The sequence below is a fragment of the Micromonospora halophytica genome (assembly GCF_900090245.1).
Lineage (GTDB): Bacteria > Actinomycetota > Actinomycetes > Mycobacteriales > Micromonosporaceae > Micromonospora > Micromonospora halophytica.
Window position 1 is genome coordinate 41,933 of the sequence record NZ_FMDN01000004.1, and the last position, 15,508, is coordinate 57,440.

Sequence of the window (15,508 nt, forward strand, 5' to 3'; positions counted from 1 at the left end):
CGTCCCCCACCGGACTCCGTTGTGGACTTCCAGGTACGACGACGCCCCGCCGGCAGCACCGGCGGGGCGTGACGGGAAACGCCGGATCAGGCGTTGACGGAGATACCGAGGCCCTCGGCGACCCGGCGGCCGTAGTCCTCGTCGCACTGGCTGAAGTGCCAGACCATCTTCTCCTGGATGTGCTTGTCGCACCGGGCCAGGTTGGTCACCAGGTTGAGGATCAGGTCGTCCCGCTCCCAGTCGGCCATCTCGCGGTAGCGCCGCCCGGCCTGGGAGTAGTTGTTCTGTCGCTCGATCGGGGCCTTCATGATCTGCCCCGAGACGAACGGACGGTACTCCCGGTAGGACTCGTCGGCCTCCCGCAGTCCGGCCACCGAGGACGGCTCGAAGTTGATGTGCAGGTTCGCGCCCCGGTTGTCCACCGCGTACGACATGGCGCCGCCGGTCTGGTTGGTGCTGACCACCACGTCCGGACGCGGCGCGTTGACCGGCAACTGGAGGTAGTTCGGGCCGACCCGGTAGCGCTGGGTGTCCGAATAGGAGAAAGTTCGACCGACCAGCATCTTGTCGTCGGAGAAGTCGATGCCGTCGACCAGCACGCCGGTGCCGAAGGCGATCTGCTCGTTCTCGTTGTGGTGGTCGGTGATGTTGCGGTTGAGCGTCATCATGCCGACCGGCAGGTAGGGGAAGTCCTCCTCGGGCCAGATCTTGGTGTCGTCGAGCGGGTCGAAGTCCAACTCCGGGTGCTCGTCGTCGCTCATGATCTGCACGTTGAGTTCCCACCGCGGGAACTCGCCGCGCTCGATGGCCTCGTAGAGGTCCTTGGAGGCGTGGCCGAGGTCCCTGGCCTGGATCTCCGCGGCCTGCGCCTCGGTCAGGTTGTGCTCGCCCTGCTGCGACAGCCAGTGGAACTTGACCAGCACGCCCTCGCCGTCGGCGTTCACGAGGCGGTAGGTGTTGACCCCGGAGCCGCGCATCGTCCGGTAGTTCTTCGGGATGCCGTACGGGCTGAACAGCCAGGTCAGCATGTGCATCGACTCGGGCGTGTTCGACATGAAGTCGAAGATCCGGTTCGGTTCCTGGCGGAAGGTCACCGGGTCCGGCTTCAGCGAGTGGATCACGTCGGGGAACTTGATCGCGTCCCGGATGAAGAAGACCTGGAGGTTGTTGCCCACCATGTCCCAGTTGCCGTCGTCGGTACGGAACTTCACGGCGAAGCCGCGCGGGTCCCGGGCCGCCTCGGAGGAGTCCCGGCCGCCGATGACGGTGGAGAACCGGATGGTCACCGGGGTCTTCCGGCCCCTGGTCCGGAAGAGCTTGGCCCGGGTGTACTTCGACGCCGGCTCGTCACCGATCGTCCCGTACGCCTCGAACTCGCCGTGCGCGACGAACCCGCGGGCGTGCACCACCCGCTCCGGGATCCGCTCCCGGTCGAAGTGGCTGATCTTCTCCAGGAAGTGGTAGTTCTCCAGCGTCGCCGGGCCACGCGAACCGACCGTCCGCTGCTGCTGGTTGTTGTGCACGGGGTGGCCCTGACGGGTCGTGAGGATCGGCTTGTCGGCCTGCTCGCTCATCGATCTCCTCCTGATCGGGTCCAACAGTCGGGGAAGCGCCGGCGTGCGATGTGGGGACTCGACCGGCATCACCCCACCCAAGCCCGCTTTCTGGAATGAGTCAAGTTTTAGCGGTGGCCCTTCCTGTGGGCCTCGCCATGCCGGCGTCCGGTTTCGGGCACGGATCCGCCAGGAAAGTCCGCGGGATCGGGATTGGCGATCACCGGACGGAGGGAATACCGGGTGGCGAAGGAGGAGCCATGTCGCCCACGCAGATAGTCGTTGTGGTTCTCGTCGTGCTGGTGGTCGCGGCGCTGGTCGCCGTGGCCGTGGTGGCCGGCCGTCGCCGCGCGCTCAAGCGCCGCTTCGGCCCCGAGTACGACCGGGCCGTCGCGGAACAGGACAGCCGCACCGCCGCCGAACGGGAGCTGCGCGACCGGGAACGCCGGCACGCGGAGCTCGAACTCACCCCGCTGGCCCCGGACGCCCGCGCCCGGTACGCCGCCGCGTGGGAGGAGCTCCAGGTCCGCTTCGTCGACTCCCCCGCCGAGACGGTCGGTGACGCTGACGAACTGGTCAGCCGGCTCATCGCCGACCGGGGTTACCCCGGCGGGGACTTCTCGGACCAGATCGCCCACCTCTCCGTCGAGCACGCCCGCACCCTCGCCCACTACCGGGACGCGCACGAGATCCGGCTGCGCAACGAGCGGGGCGAGGCCAGCACCGAGGAACTCCGTCAGGCCGTCGTGCACTACCGCGCCCTCTTCGCCGACCTGCTCGGCGAGGAGCCGGTCGGGCACCGGCCGCCGCAGCAGCGCCACCCGGACAGCCCGCACGACGCCACCACCCGCTGAGGAGAGCCGCCATGCGCAGGGAAGAGCAGCAGGTCAGCCAGGACCACCCGGAGGCGGTGCGCTCCGCGCCGGTACCCGTGCCCCCGCCGGGCATCGCACCCGCGAACGGGACACCCCGGCCCGGCCGGGACGACCGGGCCGACATCCCCGAGGACCGCATCGAGGACCGGGGCACCTTCGACGACCCGAGGATGGCGGGCGGGCGGCCGGCCGACGACCTCGACGACACCCGCCCGTACGACGTGCGCGAGCTCGACGGCGCGGACACCGCCGGCCGGCCCGACTTCCACGAGCCGGCCCCGCTGCCGACCGCCTTCGGGGCGGCCACCGTGGGCGACGCGGTCGCCGCGTCCGCGCTGGCCAGCGGGCGTCCCGAGGACGAGCGGGACGCCCGGCGGGAGGACACCGCGATGCCCGGCGACGGCGCGCCGGGGCGGACCGAGCCGTTCGACGACGAACGGGCCGACCCGACGGCGGCTGACCGGATCCACGACCCGCACCGGTGGGACGCGGCGCACGAGGGCGCCTCGGGGCGACGTGACGGCGACGCGCCGGCCGCCGGTGCCGCCGGGTACGGCAGTGCCGGGCCGACCATGGTCGACCCGGACACCGAGGCGCCGGAGGGCGGGCCGACGTCGGCCGGTGCCGGTGCGGCCGGGGCAGCCGGCGCGACGAGCCCGGCCGGGGCCAACGTCCCGACCCACGCGGCGACGCTGTTCGAGGCGGAGGCGGCACAGGGCTTCCGGGACCGCTGGCGCGAGGTCCAGCTCCGCTTCGTCGACGACCCGCGCGCGGCCGTCGGCGAGGCCCAGTCGCTGGTCGAGGAGGCCATCCAGGCGCTCTCGGCCGCGCTCACGGCGCAGAAGCGGCAGCTCGGGAGCTGGCAGGACGCCGGCTCGGCCGACACCGAGCAGCTCCGGGTGGCGGTCCGGCAGTACCGGGACTTCCTGGACCGGGTCCTCGGCCGCTGATCCACCACGTACGCCCCGGTCCCGGATCGACCGGGGCGTACGCAGGTCTGGCCTCGACGGCATGGGCCCGTCCCAGCGGGGTACGCGAGATCGGAGCGTCTGGGACAGGAGGGCACCATGACGGATCGTGACCCCAACCGCGGGCGGCCGCTGGAGGAAAGCCCGGAGGTGGCCGCCGCGGTGGACGACGAGACCACCGTGCCGCAGCTCGCCACCGGTGGCGGTGCAGACCGGGACAACCCGTTCGTCGCCGAGCCGGGACGCGGGGCGACGGGCGACACCGAGGAACTGCTGGGCGACCCGTACGCCGCGGGCACCGGCGCGACCGGCACCGGCACCGGCGCGGCCGGGGACAACATCCGTACCGGGGCGGAGCAGCCCTGGGAGCCGGAGGACCTCGTGATGGCCCGGGGGCAGGACGTCACCCCGGAGAACCTCGAGCGGGCCCGCCGCGACCTGGCCGAGCTGGGGCAGGCGGCGATCGAGAAGACCGTGCCCTGACGGGTCGCCGTCCACCCGCCCGGCACGGCGGGGGCCCCTGGCCCGACCGGGTGACCGGTCGGACCAGGGGCCCTGGGGAACCTGCCGCGACAGTGCCTCACTCCTGCCGCGGCGGGTTGGCCGTCCGCCTGTTCAGGAGAGCGGCGGGTAGGCGTTCTGCATCAGCTGGGCGAACTGCGCCGGGAACCAGGCGCCCGAGATCGGGGCGTCCGGCAGGGCGCCGCTCATGCTGTTGCCGTTGCGGGCGTTACCGGTGTAGGTCGGGTCGCACATCCGGTCGAAGCCCTTGCCCTCGTTGTTCGGGATCTCCTTGCTGGAGCCGTCCGACTCACCCGGGGGCTTCACCCAGACGTACGCGTCGATGCCGGGCTCCGGCGCGGCCGTCGGCCGCTCGCCCAGACCCGCCCCGGCCTGGTTGCACCAGTTGCCGAGGTGGATCCGCCGGTCGACACGGCCACCGTCGACGTAGGCGTCGACGCTGGTCATCGGGCCGGGGCCGGCGGGCCGGGCGGTGCCGCCCCAACCGTTGCGGGAGGTGTCGATCAGCATGCCGATCTTCGGGTCGAAGCCCTTGGAGACCAGCTCGTTGCGGAACGCCTGGGCGAACGACAGCTCGTCCACGTAGAAGTTCCAGTCGACCCACTTGGACTGCCGCACCGAGGTGCCGTTGACCGAGTCGGTCACCTTGAAGTTCGGCTCCTTGAGGGCCGAGTAGTTCGCGGTGTTGACGATGAAGCCGTGCACGTTGTTCACCGTGCTGCCGGAGGCCACCGCGGCGTCCTTCAGGATCTGGGCGGTCGGGCTGAAGTTGCTGTCCCAGCCGATCCAGCCGTGGTGCGCGGCGTCGATGTAGTTGTAGACGTTGCCGATCGCGCCCAGCTTGTTCAGGGCGTAGCCGACACCGTTGACGTACGCGCCGTTGGCCTTGACCGTGTCGCACATGGCCGTACCACCCGGCTGGCCGGAGGTGTTGGTCACCAGGTTCGGCAGCGAGTCGATCTCGATGATGTTGATGATCCGCAGGCTGGCGTACTTCGGGTCGCCCTGGATCGCGGCGATCGGGTCGATGTACTCGGCCTTGTAGCGGGGCAGCTCGTCCGGGCCCAGCTCACCGTTGGAGGCCAGCGCCGCGCAGTCGCGGCCGGGCAGGTTGTAGATGACGAACTGGATGTAGTTCGCCCCCTGCTCGAGCGCCTCGTCCAGGTGGTCACGCACGCCCATCGCGCCATTGGAGCTGCTGTCCGGGGTGCCGTTGATGGCGGCGATCCGGTCGATCCACACGGCGGTCGGGTTGTTGGACACCCGGTTGCCGCCCGCGACGGACTCGGCCTTGGCCTTCCACTCCGGGTTCACGTACCCCTGGGCGTTCAGGTAGGGGTTGTCCACCTTCTGCCCCGGCGGGGTCGTCGTCGGCGGCGGGGTGGTGGGCGGAGGCGTGGTGGGCGGCGGGGTCGACGGCGGCGTCGTCGTCGGCGGGGTGGTCGTCGGCGGGGTGGTGGGGGTGCCGCCGTTGCAGACCACGCCGTTCAGGGTGAACGAGGTCGGCTTCGGGTTGCTGCCGCTCCACGCGCCGTTGAACCCGATGCTGGTGCTGGCGCCGGAGGCGAGCGCGCCGTTGTACGACTCGTTCGTCGCGGTGACGTTCTGGCCGCTCTGCGACCACTTCGCCGACCAGCCCTGCTGCACCTTCTGGCTGCTGTTCGGGAAGGTGAAGCCGAGGTTCCAGGAGCTGACCGGGTCACCGAGGTTCCTGATGACGACGGTGGCGGTGAAGCCGCCGGGCCAGTCGCTGGTGGTGTAGTCGACGCTGCACTGGGTCGCGGCCTGCGCCGCGGTGACCGGAATGGTCACCAGCCCGCCGGCTACCAGGGCGCTCGCACCGGCGAGTGCGACCGCCCGGCGCCTGCCGGACAGGTTTCTCCACAGATTCATGCCACTGAACTCCTTGGGCGAGACCGGATCCGTGTCACGGCCCGGCAAGTGGCCCGGCGGACGCCCTGTACAGGACGGCCCTCGGCGCCAACGGGATCTTCGGGGGGTGCGCCCGACCCGGACGGGCGTGGTGGTGGGGGGTGACCGGTCCGCCGGACCGGTCGGTGGCCACGTCGTCCGGCTCTCACCGGTGCCCTCGACGCCTGCCTTCGCGGTGTAGCTCCCCGTACCGCGTGCAGCGATTCTTGCATGGGAGCGCTTCCATGGCAATGCCTCGATGCCGGGCGGAACCTTCCAGCAAGAGCCGGACGGCCGGACGAGCCCGGACATTCGACCTCACCAGCCGTTTCCACCCCCGATGACCCTCGGGGTTCGCGCAGCCACCACAACACCCTGAAACAAGACAGAAGCCGCCTAGCACCTGCAAAGCCCTGTTCTTCCACAAACTCTAAAACACGAATCTTTCCCCGGATAAGTCGTGAAACGGTCTAACGTCGGTCATAGCTCGACTGACGTCGAGCTCAGGACAACAGGGATGGAGTGACGCAGGTCATGGCTAACAAGATGCTCGGGAAGGTCGTCGCGGGTGCCGCGCTCGGCGGCGCGTCCCTCCTGGTGTTCACGCCGGGGATCGCGTTCGCGGACGGTGCCCAGCCCGGCGGGGACAGTGAGGGCAAGGTCATCGCCAAGCCGCACGCCGTCAAGCCCGGCGAGACGGTCAAGCTCCTGGAGATCTGCCCGACGCCGCAGGAGCACGCCTACGTCTGGTCGAAGGTCACCGGCAAGGTGAAGCTCAAGCCGGTCGACGCGGACCGCGGCAAGGACAAGGGCGGCTCCTGGGGAGGCGACCGGGGCGGCTCCTGGGAAGGCGACCGGGGCGGCTCCTGGGGAGAGGACAAGGGCGGCTCCTGGGGAGGCGACCGGGGCGGCAAGGGCGAGAACGGCAAGGGGTCGCAGCCGGTGCCGCCGGCCGGCGACGCCCGGCCCCCGGCGGGCGGCTGGGGCGGCGGCTTCGCCGCCGACGTCGCGCCGGGGCAGGACGGGAAGGCCCACGAGGAGGAGCAGGCCGAGTCGGGCCGTGAGCACGGCAAGCAGCACTGGAAGGGCCACGAGTACGGCCAGGAGGCCGGCGCCGAGGGCGAGCGCTCGTGGAAGGGCGGCGAGCGCGGCTCGTACGGCCAGGACGCCGAGGCCGGTGCCGAGGCCTGGCAGGGCCACGGCGCCGAGTACGCCGAGGACGCCACGGCCGACGCCGCGGCCGCCGAGGCGGAGCGTGGCTGGGAGCACAAGAAGGACTTCGTCTACTACGGCGAGGCCCAGGTCGCCCCGGACGCCGCCCCGGGCACGTACGAGCTCAAGGGCTCGTGCGGCGAGGGCGAACTGGTGGTCCTCCCCCGTGGCCCCGTCGATGGCGGTGACGGTGGCATGACCACCACCAGCACCGACCGCGGCATGGCGCTGGGCGGGGCGAGCATGATCGGCGCGGCGGCCCTGGGCGGCATCGTGCTGATGCGTCGGCGTCGGGCCGATGGCCTCGTCTGACCAGACGGCGACACGGGCCGGCGGCCGTCACGGGAGACCGTGGCGTGCCGCCGGCGCGGCCGTCGTCGTCCTGCTGGCCGTCGCGGGCGCCGGCATGATCGGCGCTTCGCTGCGAACCGAGCCCCCGCCCCGCCCGCCGCAGCCGATCGCCCAGGCCGCCCCGGCGGCCCCGGACGGACGGACCGACCCGGACGTCGGTGCCGTCACGTCGGACGGGCAACCCGAGGTCGACGAGGCGCCGGCCCCCGCCGCCCTGCCCCGCTCGGCCCCCGTCACCGTCTCGATCCCACGCATCGGCGTCGACGCCGAGGTCATGTCGCTGGGCACCAACCCGGACGGCACCGTCCAGGTCCCCCCGCTGGACCAGGCGCAACGCGCCGGCTGGTACGCCCCGGGCGCCAGCCCGGGCGAGGACGGCAACGCGGTGATCGTCGGACACGTCGACTCGGCGAAGCTCGGCCCGGCCGTCTTCTTCGAACTGGGCTCCCTGCACCGGGGCGACACCATCACGGTCACCCGGGCCGACGGGACGAAGGCCACCTTCACCGTCGGCGCCGTGCGGTCGTACCCGAAGGCGGAGTTCCCCCACGAGCTGGTCTTCGGCCCGAACGAGCGGCCCGCCCTGCGGGTGGTGACCTGCGGCGGGGTGTTCGACCAGACCGCCGGCAGCTACACCGACAACGTCATCGTCTTCGCCACGATGACGTCCTGAGGGCCGGGCCTGGACGCGCCTCCGGCGGGACCGTCGGGTCCCGCCGGAGGCGCGTCGGCGTACGGGTCAGGCCGCGGCGGAGGTCCGCACCAGCGTGCGGATCTGGCGCAGCAGCACCGACAGGGCGGCCAGGTCGGCCCGCGACTCGTCGAACTCTCCCATCGCCCGGCGGGCCCGGTGGATGGAGGTGGCGTTCGACTGCTCCCACTCCTGCACCCGCTCCTGGGCGGAGAGGCTGTCCGCAGTGGAGTCGAGCACCTCCGCGGTGAGCGCGGCGAGCGCGGCGTACAGGTCGTAGCGCAGCGCCATCCGGGCCAGCGTCTGCCAGCGGTCCTCCCGTGGCAGCAGGGAGATCTTCGACAGCAGGGAGTCCACCCGGAACAGGTCCGACAGGACGAAGTAGACCGAGGCCACCTCGTCGACGTCCCGCCCGCTCGTGGCCGCCGTCTCCACCACGTCCAGCAGACCGAAGCTGTACATCAGCCGGGTGGCCTGCTCGGCCAGCTCACGCGGCAGCCCACGCTCGGCCATGGTGTCGATGTGCGCGGCCAGTGACTCACGCTCGCTGCCGTGGAAGCGGGTCTCCAGGTTGGGCAGGAGCCGGACCACCCCGGCCCGCAGCCGGGCGATCTCCGCCGGCACGTCGATCGGCGAGCGCCGGTTGGTGACCAGCCAGCGCACGGCCCGGTCGAGCAGCCGCCGGGTGTCCAGGTAGACGGTGGTCTGCAGCTCCGGCGAGACCTTGTTGTCCAGCGCCTCGACAGCGGCCCACAGCTCACGCAGGCCGAAGACCTCACGCACCACCACGTACGCCCGGATCACGTCCGCCGCCGAGGCGGCCGTCTCCTCGACCACCCGGAAGACGAACGAGATGCCGCCCCGGTTGATCGCCTCGTTGACCAGCACCGTGGTCACGATGTCGCGGCGCAGCCGGTGCTGGGCCATCCGGTCGGCGAAGCGCTCGCGCATCGGCGTCGGGAAGTAGTTGACCAGGACGTCGGTCGTCCACTCCTCGTCCGCGAGCCCTTCCGCCAGGATCTCCCGCTCCAGGACGATCTTGATGTACGCGAGCAGCACCGCGAACTCCGGCGTGGTCAGCCCGGACTCGCTGCGCACCGCCAGTTCCTCGTCCGGCGGCAGCGCCTCCAGGGCCCGGTCGATCTGGCCCGCCCGCTCCAGCTCGTTGATCATCCGGCGGTGCACCGGGAGCAGGCTGGCCGCCTGGGCCTGGGCGTTGTTGATCGCCCGCGCCTGGTCGTAGTTGTCGCGCAGCACCAGCTCGGCGACCTCGTCGGTCATCTGGGCGAGCAGCTCGTCCCGCTCGGCGATGTCCAGCGCCCCGTCGGCGACCGCGGTGTTGAGCAGGATCTTGATGTTCACCTCGTGGTCGGAGCAGTCCACCCCGGCCGCGTTGTCGATGAAGTCGGTGTAGATCCGGCCACCCGTCAGGGCGTACTCGATCCGGCCGAGCTGGGTGCAGCCCAGGTTGCCGCCCTCGCCGACCACCCGGCACCGCAGGTTCTTGCCGTCCACCCGGATCGCGTCGTTGGACTTGTCGCCCACCTCCGCGTTGGTCTGGCTGCTGGCCTTCACGTACGTGCCGATGCCGCCGTTCCAGAACAGGTCGACCGGCGCGGTCAGGATCGCCCTCATCAGCTCCTGCGGGCTGAGCTGCGTGACGTCGTCGTCCAGGCCGAGCACCGCGCGGACCTGAGGCGAGATCGGCACCGACTTGGCGGTACGCGGGTAGACGCCGCCGCCTTCGCTGATCAGGCTCCGGTCGTAGTCCTCCCAGGAGGACCGGGGCAGGTCGAACAGCCGCTTGCGTTCGTCCCACGAGGTGGCCGCGTCCGGCTCCGGGTCGAGGAAGATGTGCCGGTGGTCGAAGGCGGCCACCAGCCGGATGTGCTTCGACAGCAGCATCCCGTTGCCGAACACGTCGCCGGACATGTCGCCGACGCCGACCACGGTGAAGTCCTGGGTCTGGGTGTCGTGCCCCATCTCCCGGAAGTGCCGCTTGACCGACTCCCAGGCGCCCCGGGCGGTGATGCCCATCTTCTTGTGGTCGTAGCCGGCCGAGCCGCCGGAGGCGAACGCGTCGCCCAGCCAGAAGTGGTGCGCCGTGGAGATCTCGTTGGCGATGTCGGAGAAGGTGGCCGTCCCCTTGTCCGCCGCGACCACCATGTACGGGTCGTCGCCATCGTGCCGGACCACGTCCTCCGGCGGCACGATCTCACCGCTGACGATGTTGTCCGTGACGTCGAGCAGGGCGGAGATGAACTCCTTGTAGCAGACCACCGCCTCGTCCCGGTCGCCCGGCTTCTGCTTGAGCACGAAGCCGCCCTTGGCGCCCACCGGCACGATCACGGCGTTCTTCACCATCTGCGCCTTGACCAGGCCGAGCACCTCGGTACGGAAGTCCTCCCGCCGGTCGGACCAGCGCAACCCGCCCCGGGCCACCGGCCCGAACCGCAGGTGCACGCCCTCGAACCGGGGCGAGTAGACGAAGACCTCGAACTTCGGCCGCGGGGCCGGCAGGTCCGGGATGGCCTGCGGGTTCAGCTTGAACGCCACGTACGACTTCGGTCGCCCACCGGCGCGCTTCTGGTAGAAGCTGGTCCGCAGGGTGGCCTGGATCAACGTCAGGTACGACCGCAGGATCCGGTCCTGGTCGAGGCTGGCCACGTCGTCCAGCGCCTCGCCGATCGCGGTGACCAGCTCGCCGCTGCGCTGCCGGCGCGCCTGCGCGGTCAGCCCGCCGGGGGCGAACCGCACCTCGAAGAGCTCCACCAGCAGCGACGCGATCCGCGGGTAGGCGATGAAGGTGTGCTCCATGTACTCCTGGGAGAAGACCGTGCCGGCCTGCCGCAGGTACTTCGCGTACGCCCGCAGGACCACCACCTGCCGCCAGGTGAGGCCGCCGCGCAGCACCAGCTCGTTGAAGCCGTCCACCTCGGCCTCGCCCCGCCAGGCGGCGGCGAAGGCGTTCTCCACGTGCGGACGCACCTCGGCCAGATCCTGGTGCCCCTCGGGCAGGCACAGGCCGAAGTCGTACAGGAAGACCCGGCCGTCGATCCGGTCCACCTCGTACGGGTGCTCGTCGACCACCCGGACGCCCAGCGAGTGCAGCACCGGCAGCACGGCGGAGAGCATCATCGGCTCGCCGTACCGGTAGACCTTGAACCGGACGTCCATCGTGTCGTCGCCCGCGCCGTCGCCGCCCGCCCGCGGGGCGAGCTGCTTGCGGAACAGGTGCATCTCGAGCTGACCGGGCTCCTCCAGCAGTTCCAGCTTGGCCAGGTCCTTCATCGCCTCGTACGGCGTGTGCCCGTCCTTGTAGCCCTCCGGGAAGGCGTCGGCGTACCGGGCGAACAGGTGCTTGGCCTGCTCGTCGCCGAGCTTGCGCTCCAGCACCAGGCGGTAGTCGTCGTCCCAGAGCCGGGTGGCGTCGGCCAGTTCCTCGGCGAGCAGGTCGGCGTCGATGTCACCGGGCGGGTTGGTCGGGTCGGTCCGGACGATGAAGTGCACCCGGGCGAGCATCGACTCGGTGACCCGGGTGGTGTAGTCCACCCCGACGCCGTTCAGCTCCCGCAGCAGGATGTCCTGCATGCGCAGCCGGTTCTGGGTGGTGAACCGGTCCCGGGGCAGGTAGATCAGGCAGGAGATGAACCGCCCGTAGGCGTCCCGGCGCAGGAAGACCCGCAACTGGCGACGACCAGCCATGCGCAGCACACCGGTCACCGCGTGGTACAGGTCGTCGGTCTTGATCTGGAACAGCTCGTCGCGCGGGTAGGTCTCCAGGATCTGCAGCAGGTCCTTGCCGGAGTGGCTGCGCAGGCTCAGGCCCGAGCGGTCCAGCACCTCGGCGACCTTGCGCCGGACCACCGGCAGCTCCTGCACGCTGGTCCGGTACGCGGCGGTGGAGAACAGGCCCAGGAAGCGCCGCTCGCCGACCACCGCACCGGCCTCGTCGAAGATCTTGAAGCCGATGTAGTCGAGGTACGCCGAGCGGTGCACCGTGGCCCGCGAGTTCGCCTTGGTGATGATCAGCAGCCGCTTCTCCATCACCTTCTCGTGCGCCTCGGGGGTCATCGACGACAACGACCGGGCTTCCGGCGAGTCCGACCGCAGGATCCCCAGGCCGGTGCCGAGCACCGCCTCCAGGGCCGGGCCCTTCCCGTCGCCGTCGACCAGCCGGTACTCCCGGTAGCCGAGGAAGGTGAAGTGGTCGTGGGCCAGCCAGCGCAGCAGTTCCACCGAGTCGGTGATGTCCTTCTCCGGCACCGGCGGGCGGTTGTCGGAGGTCCGGGCGGCGGCCAGCTCGCCGGCGAGCGCCAACGCCCGCTGGCGCATCTTCGGCCAGTCCTCCACGGCCTCACGCACGTCGGTGAGCACCCGCTGCAACTCGCGGCGCAGCTTCTCCCGCTCGTCCGGGTCGCGGACCGGGTCGATCTCGATCCGCATCCAGCTCTCGACCAGGTCACCGGCGATCGCGTCGTCCGGCTCCACGTCGGCGGAGACCTCGGTCAGCCGGCCGAGCGGCTCCCGCCGCACCACGACCAGCGGGTGCACCAGCAGGTGCACGTCCAGGTGGTGGGAGTTCAGCAGCGCGGTCACCGAGTCGACCAGGAACGGCATGTCGTCCGTGACGATCTCGACGACCGTGTGGTGCTGCTCGGCGTCGGGCTCGTGGATCCGCAGCTTCAACTCGCCCGGCACCCGTTGCTGGGCGAGATCCCGGTGCGCCCGGGCCGCATCCAGCATCTCCTCCGCGGTGAACCCGATCAGCTCCTCGTCCGGCGCGAACCGCCAGAACCGGCCCACCAGGGTCGCCGCGTCGTGGTCGTCGCCGGCCAGCGCCATTGCCTGGGCCACCAGGCGTTCCGCGTTGGGCACCGGCTCGTCGAGTTCGGTGTCCTCCGTGTCGTCGCCGAGCGCCTCCATCGGAAGCCCCAGATCGTAGAGGGTGTCGATACTCGAACCGGTCATCCCGGTCACTCCTGTGTCGAGTCGGCCGAAGCCGTCCCCGTCGGTCGCCGAATCGAAGCTGTCGTCCCGGCCGGTGTCAGCCTGCCGGAGGTCGGGTCCCGGTTTGATCGCCGGACGCCGGTCCATCGGTGCCACTCCCCTCGACCCACCGCGTTGTGGGTCACTCTGCCGCCCAGCCTAGGCCCTGCCGCTCTGTCCGTTCGTCGGCGGACCACCGGCCGGACGTCCGGTTCGGGACTTTGTCCTTTCGCCCGTTGCAGACGTGTGGTCGGCCGGTCGCGGAGTACCCCGACTCGCGATGTTCATCACACTGCTGCCGGAGCCTCTTCACGCAGCGTGCGGCCCTGCGGGGCAGTGCGGGAGACGAGTCCGTACTAGCGTGCGAAGCGGCATCGTGACCGCGGAGGTGTAAGGCTTCATGACCCTGTCGTACCCGTACCGCCGTTTGCGCACGCGTCCCCGTCCGATGCTCTCGGCGCTGACCGCCACCGCGCTGCTCGCCGGCGTGCTCGTCGGGTGCTCCGACGCGGACGGGCCGGAGCGGACCGTGGACGCCTTCCTCGACGGCTGGCGCTCGGGGGACCTGAACGCGGTCGGCTTCATCGACCCGACCGGGGCGCGGCTGCCCGCCGCCGACGTCACGAAGGAGATCAAGGAACTCTCCGGCGAACTGGCCGTCACCCCGCCCACCCTGCGCCGCACCGGCGAGCCCGAGATCACCAGGGACATCGCGACCGCGAAGATCCGGGTGGAGTGGAAGCTGCCCGGCGACACCACCTGGGCGTACGACCGGCCGGTGCGGCTGCGGCAGGGCCGCGACGACCAGTGGCAGCTGATCTGGGAGCCGCAGCTCGTCCAGGAGCAGTTGGAGAAGGGCGACCGGCTGACCGTGCGCCGGGAGCGGCCCACCCGGGCGGCGGTGCTGGACGCCGCCGGGCAGCCGATCGTCGCGCCCCGCCCGGTGGTCCGGGTCGGCGTGCAACCCTCCCAGGTCCCCGACCCGGCCGCCCTGGCCCGCCGGCTCGACGCGGCGTTCAAGGCGGTCCGGCCGGCGATCACTCCCCCGGTGGACGTGTCCGACCTGCCCCGACGCCTCGCCGAAGCCGACCCGGACGCGTTCGTCGAGGTGGTCACCCTGCGGGACGAGGCGTACCGGCAGATCAAGTCACGCATCCACGACCTGCCCGGCACCCTGTTCCCCACCGAGCAGCGCGACCTCGCGCCGACCCGGGAGTTCGCCCGGGCCCTGCTCGGCTCGGTCGACGAGGCGACGGCCGACGACCTCGCCGCGCGCCCCGACACTGTCGCCCGGGGCGACCAGGTGGGCCACGGCGGCCTCCAGGGCCGGTACGACGACCGGCTGCGCGGCGTCCCCGGGGTGGCGGTGCTGATCCAGCGGACCGGTCCGGACGGCAAGCCGGCACCGGGCCCGCAGGTGCACCGCCACGAGCCGCAGCCGGGGCAGGCACTGAAGACCACCCTCGACGTCGCCACCCAGAACGCGGCCGACGGCGCACTGCGCGGCGAGAAGCGCCGCTCGGCCCTGGTGGCGGTACGGATCAGCGACGGCGCGGTGCTCGCCGCCGCCAACGGGCCCGGGGCGGCCGGGGAGAACCTGGCCTTCACCGCCCAGGTCCCACCCGGCTCCACCTTCAAGATGGTCAGCGCCCTCGGCCTGCTGGACCGGGGCGCGGTCACCGCCGACGCCACCGTGGACTGCCCGAAGACCGGCACCGTCGACGGCCGGTCGTTCAAGAACTCCGACGACTTCACCCTCGGCAAGGTGCCGTTCCGGACGGACTTCGCGGAGTCCTGCAACACCGCCTTCGTCGCGCTGGCGCCGAAGCTGGGGCCCGACGGGCTCGCCGTCACCGGGCGCACCCTCGGCCTCGAGGGGCAGTGGGACGTCGGGATCGACGCCTTCACCGGCAAGGTTTCGGCCAACGGCGGCCCGACCGAGCAGGCCGCCGCCGCGATCGGCCAGGGCACCACCGTGGTCAGTCCGCTGGCCATGGCCGGCGCCACCGCCGCCGTCGCCCGGGGCCGCTTCACCCAGCCGAAGCTGGTGCTCGATCCGGCGCCGGCCAAGCCGGCCGAGCCCGGCCCGCAGCTGAAGGCCGGGTCGGTCGAGGCGCTGAGGGCGATGATGCGCGAGGTGGTCACCGCCGGCACGGGCACGGCGCTCGCCGACGTCCCCGGCGGCCCGGTGCACGGCAAGACCGGCACCGCCGAGTACGACGACAACCCCGAGCACACGCACGCCTGGTTCGTCGGCTGGCAGGGTGACGTGGCGTTCGCGGTCTTCGTCGAGCAGGGCGGGTCGAGCACGTCGAGCGCGGTCCCGATCGCCGAGCGCTTCCTGCGCGCCCTGAACTGACCCCGCCGCCCGCGCCACCGGGTCGCCACCGGGGACGTGACGGCGACCTGGGCACGGAGCCGCTCGTCCGCCAGAAA

Annotated in this window: 9 protein-coding genes; 6 read left to right on the top strand and 3 right to left on the bottom strand. The window is 71.6% G+C overall.

Translation table 11 applies throughout. From position 1 onward, the window contains the following. Positions 1 to 86: 86 nt before the first annotated feature. On the bottom strand, positions 87 to 1,574 hold the full coding sequence (locus GA0070560_RS07710; RefSeq protein WP_091293158.1) for a catalase: 1,488 nt from the start codon (positions 1,572 to 1,574) through the stop codon (positions 87 to 89). Between the two features lie 239 nt (positions 1,575 to 1,813). On the opposite strand from GA0070560_RS07710, the gene GA0070560_RS07715 reads away from it, so the two are divergent. The 3 genes from GA0070560_RS07715 (at position 1,814) to GA0070560_RS07725 (ending at position 3,879) form a co-directional block, all read left to right on the top strand. After that, a complete protein-coding gene (locus tag GA0070560_RS07715) occupies positions 1,814 to 2,407 on the top strand; it encodes a hypothetical protein (protein WP_091293160.1) in 594 nt (197 codons plus the stop codon). An 11-nt stretch (positions 2,408 to 2,418) separates the two neighbouring features. Continuing rightward, complete coding sequence (locus tag GA0070560_RS07720) at positions 2,419 to 3,378, top strand: hypothetical protein (RefSeq protein ID WP_091293162.1); 960 nt, start codon at positions 2,419 to 2,421, stop codon at positions 3,376 to 3,378. Positions 3,379 to 3,495: 117 nt separating this feature from the next. Continuing rightward, the gene (locus GA0070560_RS07725; protein ID WP_091293164.1) at positions 3,496 to 3,879 is read left to right on the top strand and encodes a hypothetical protein; all 384 of its coding nucleotides are present in this window, start codon (positions 3,496 to 3,498) and stop codon (positions 3,877 to 3,879) included. Between the two features lie 132 nt (positions 3,880 to 4,011). On the opposite strand, the gene GA0070560_RS07730 is transcribed toward GA0070560_RS07725, so the two are convergent. Further along, the gene (locus tag GA0070560_RS07730) at positions 4,012 to 5,811 is read right to left on the bottom strand and encodes a glycoside hydrolase family 6 protein (RefSeq protein WP_091293166.1); all 1,800 of its coding nucleotides are present in this window, start codon (positions 5,809 to 5,811) and stop codon (positions 4,012 to 4,014) included. 552 nt (positions 5,812 to 6,363) lie between these two features. On the opposite strand from GA0070560_RS07730, the gene GA0070560_RS07735 reads away from it, so the two are divergent. Then, positions 6,364 to 7,353 carry a hypothetical protein gene (locus GA0070560_RS07735; protein WP_091293682.1) on the top strand — a complete coding sequence of 330 codons (990 nt, stop codon included), beginning with the start codon at positions 6,364 to 6,366 and terminating at the stop codon, positions 7,351 to 7,353. Further along, entirely contained in the window at positions 7,340 to 8,065 is a 726-nt protein-coding gene (locus GA0070560_RS07740; RefSeq protein ID WP_091293168.1) for a class F sortase, read from the top strand. The genes GA0070560_RS07735 and GA0070560_RS07740 overlap by 14 nt, the downstream gene beginning before the upstream one ends. Positions 8,066 to 8,131: 66 nt before the next feature. Here the strand turns inward: GA0070560_RS07740 and GA0070560_RS07745 are convergent, their stop codons facing one another. After that, a complete protein-coding gene (locus tag GA0070560_RS07745) occupies positions 8,132 to 13,180 on the bottom strand; it encodes an NAD-glutamate dehydrogenase (protein ID WP_091293169.1) in 5,049 nt (1,682 codons plus the stop codon). A 292-nt stretch (positions 13,181 to 13,472) separates the two neighbouring features. Here GA0070560_RS07745 and GA0070560_RS07750 point away from each other — a divergent pair, with 292 nt between their 5' ends. After that, positions 13,473 to 15,431 carry a penicillin-binding transpeptidase domain-containing protein gene (locus GA0070560_RS07750; protein WP_091293171.1) on the top strand — a complete coding sequence of 653 codons (1,959 nt, stop codon included), beginning with the start codon at positions 13,473 to 13,475 and terminating at the stop codon, positions 15,429 to 15,431. The last annotated feature ends 77 nt before the right edge of the window (positions 15,432 to 15,508 follow it).

What these genes read in the sequence shown, in the direction of transcription:
- GA0070560_RS07745 (WP_091293169.1), bottom strand. Translation starts at nt 13,180, where the DNA reads ATGGACCGGCGTCCGGCGATCAAACCGGGACCCGACCTCCGGCAGGCT.
- GA0070560_RS07735 (WP_091293682.1), top strand. Translation starts at nt 6,364, where the DNA reads ATGGCTAACAAGATGCTCGGGAAGGTCGTCGCGGGTGCCGCGCTCGGC.
- GA0070560_RS07730 (WP_091293166.1), bottom strand. Translation starts at nt 5,811, where the DNA reads ATGAATCTGTGGAGAAACCTGTCCGGCAGGCGCCGGGCGGTCGCACTC.
- GA0070560_RS07710 (WP_091293158.1), bottom strand. Translation starts at nt 1,574, where the DNA reads ATGAGCGAGCAGGCCGACAAGCCGATCCTCACGACCCGTCAGGGCCAC.
- GA0070560_RS07750 (WP_091293171.1), top strand. Translation starts at nt 13,473, where the DNA reads ATGACCCTGTCGTACCCGTACCGCCGTTTGCGCACGCGTCCCCGTCCG.
- GA0070560_RS07720 (WP_091293162.1), top strand. Translation starts at nt 2,419, where the DNA reads ATGCGCAGGGAAGAGCAGCAGGTCAGCCAGGACCACCCGGAGGCGGTG.
- GA0070560_RS07715 (WP_091293160.1), top strand. Translation starts at nt 1,814, where the DNA reads ATGTCGCCCACGCAGATAGTCGTTGTGGTTCTCGTCGTGCTGGTGGTC.
- GA0070560_RS07740 (WP_091293168.1), top strand. Translation starts at nt 7,340, where the DNA reads ATGGCCTCGTCTGACCAGACGGCGACACGGGCCGGCGGCCGTCACGGG.
- GA0070560_RS07725 (WP_091293164.1), top strand. Translation starts at nt 3,496, where the DNA reads ATGACGGATCGTGACCCCAACCGCGGGCGGCCGCTGGAGGAAAGCCCG.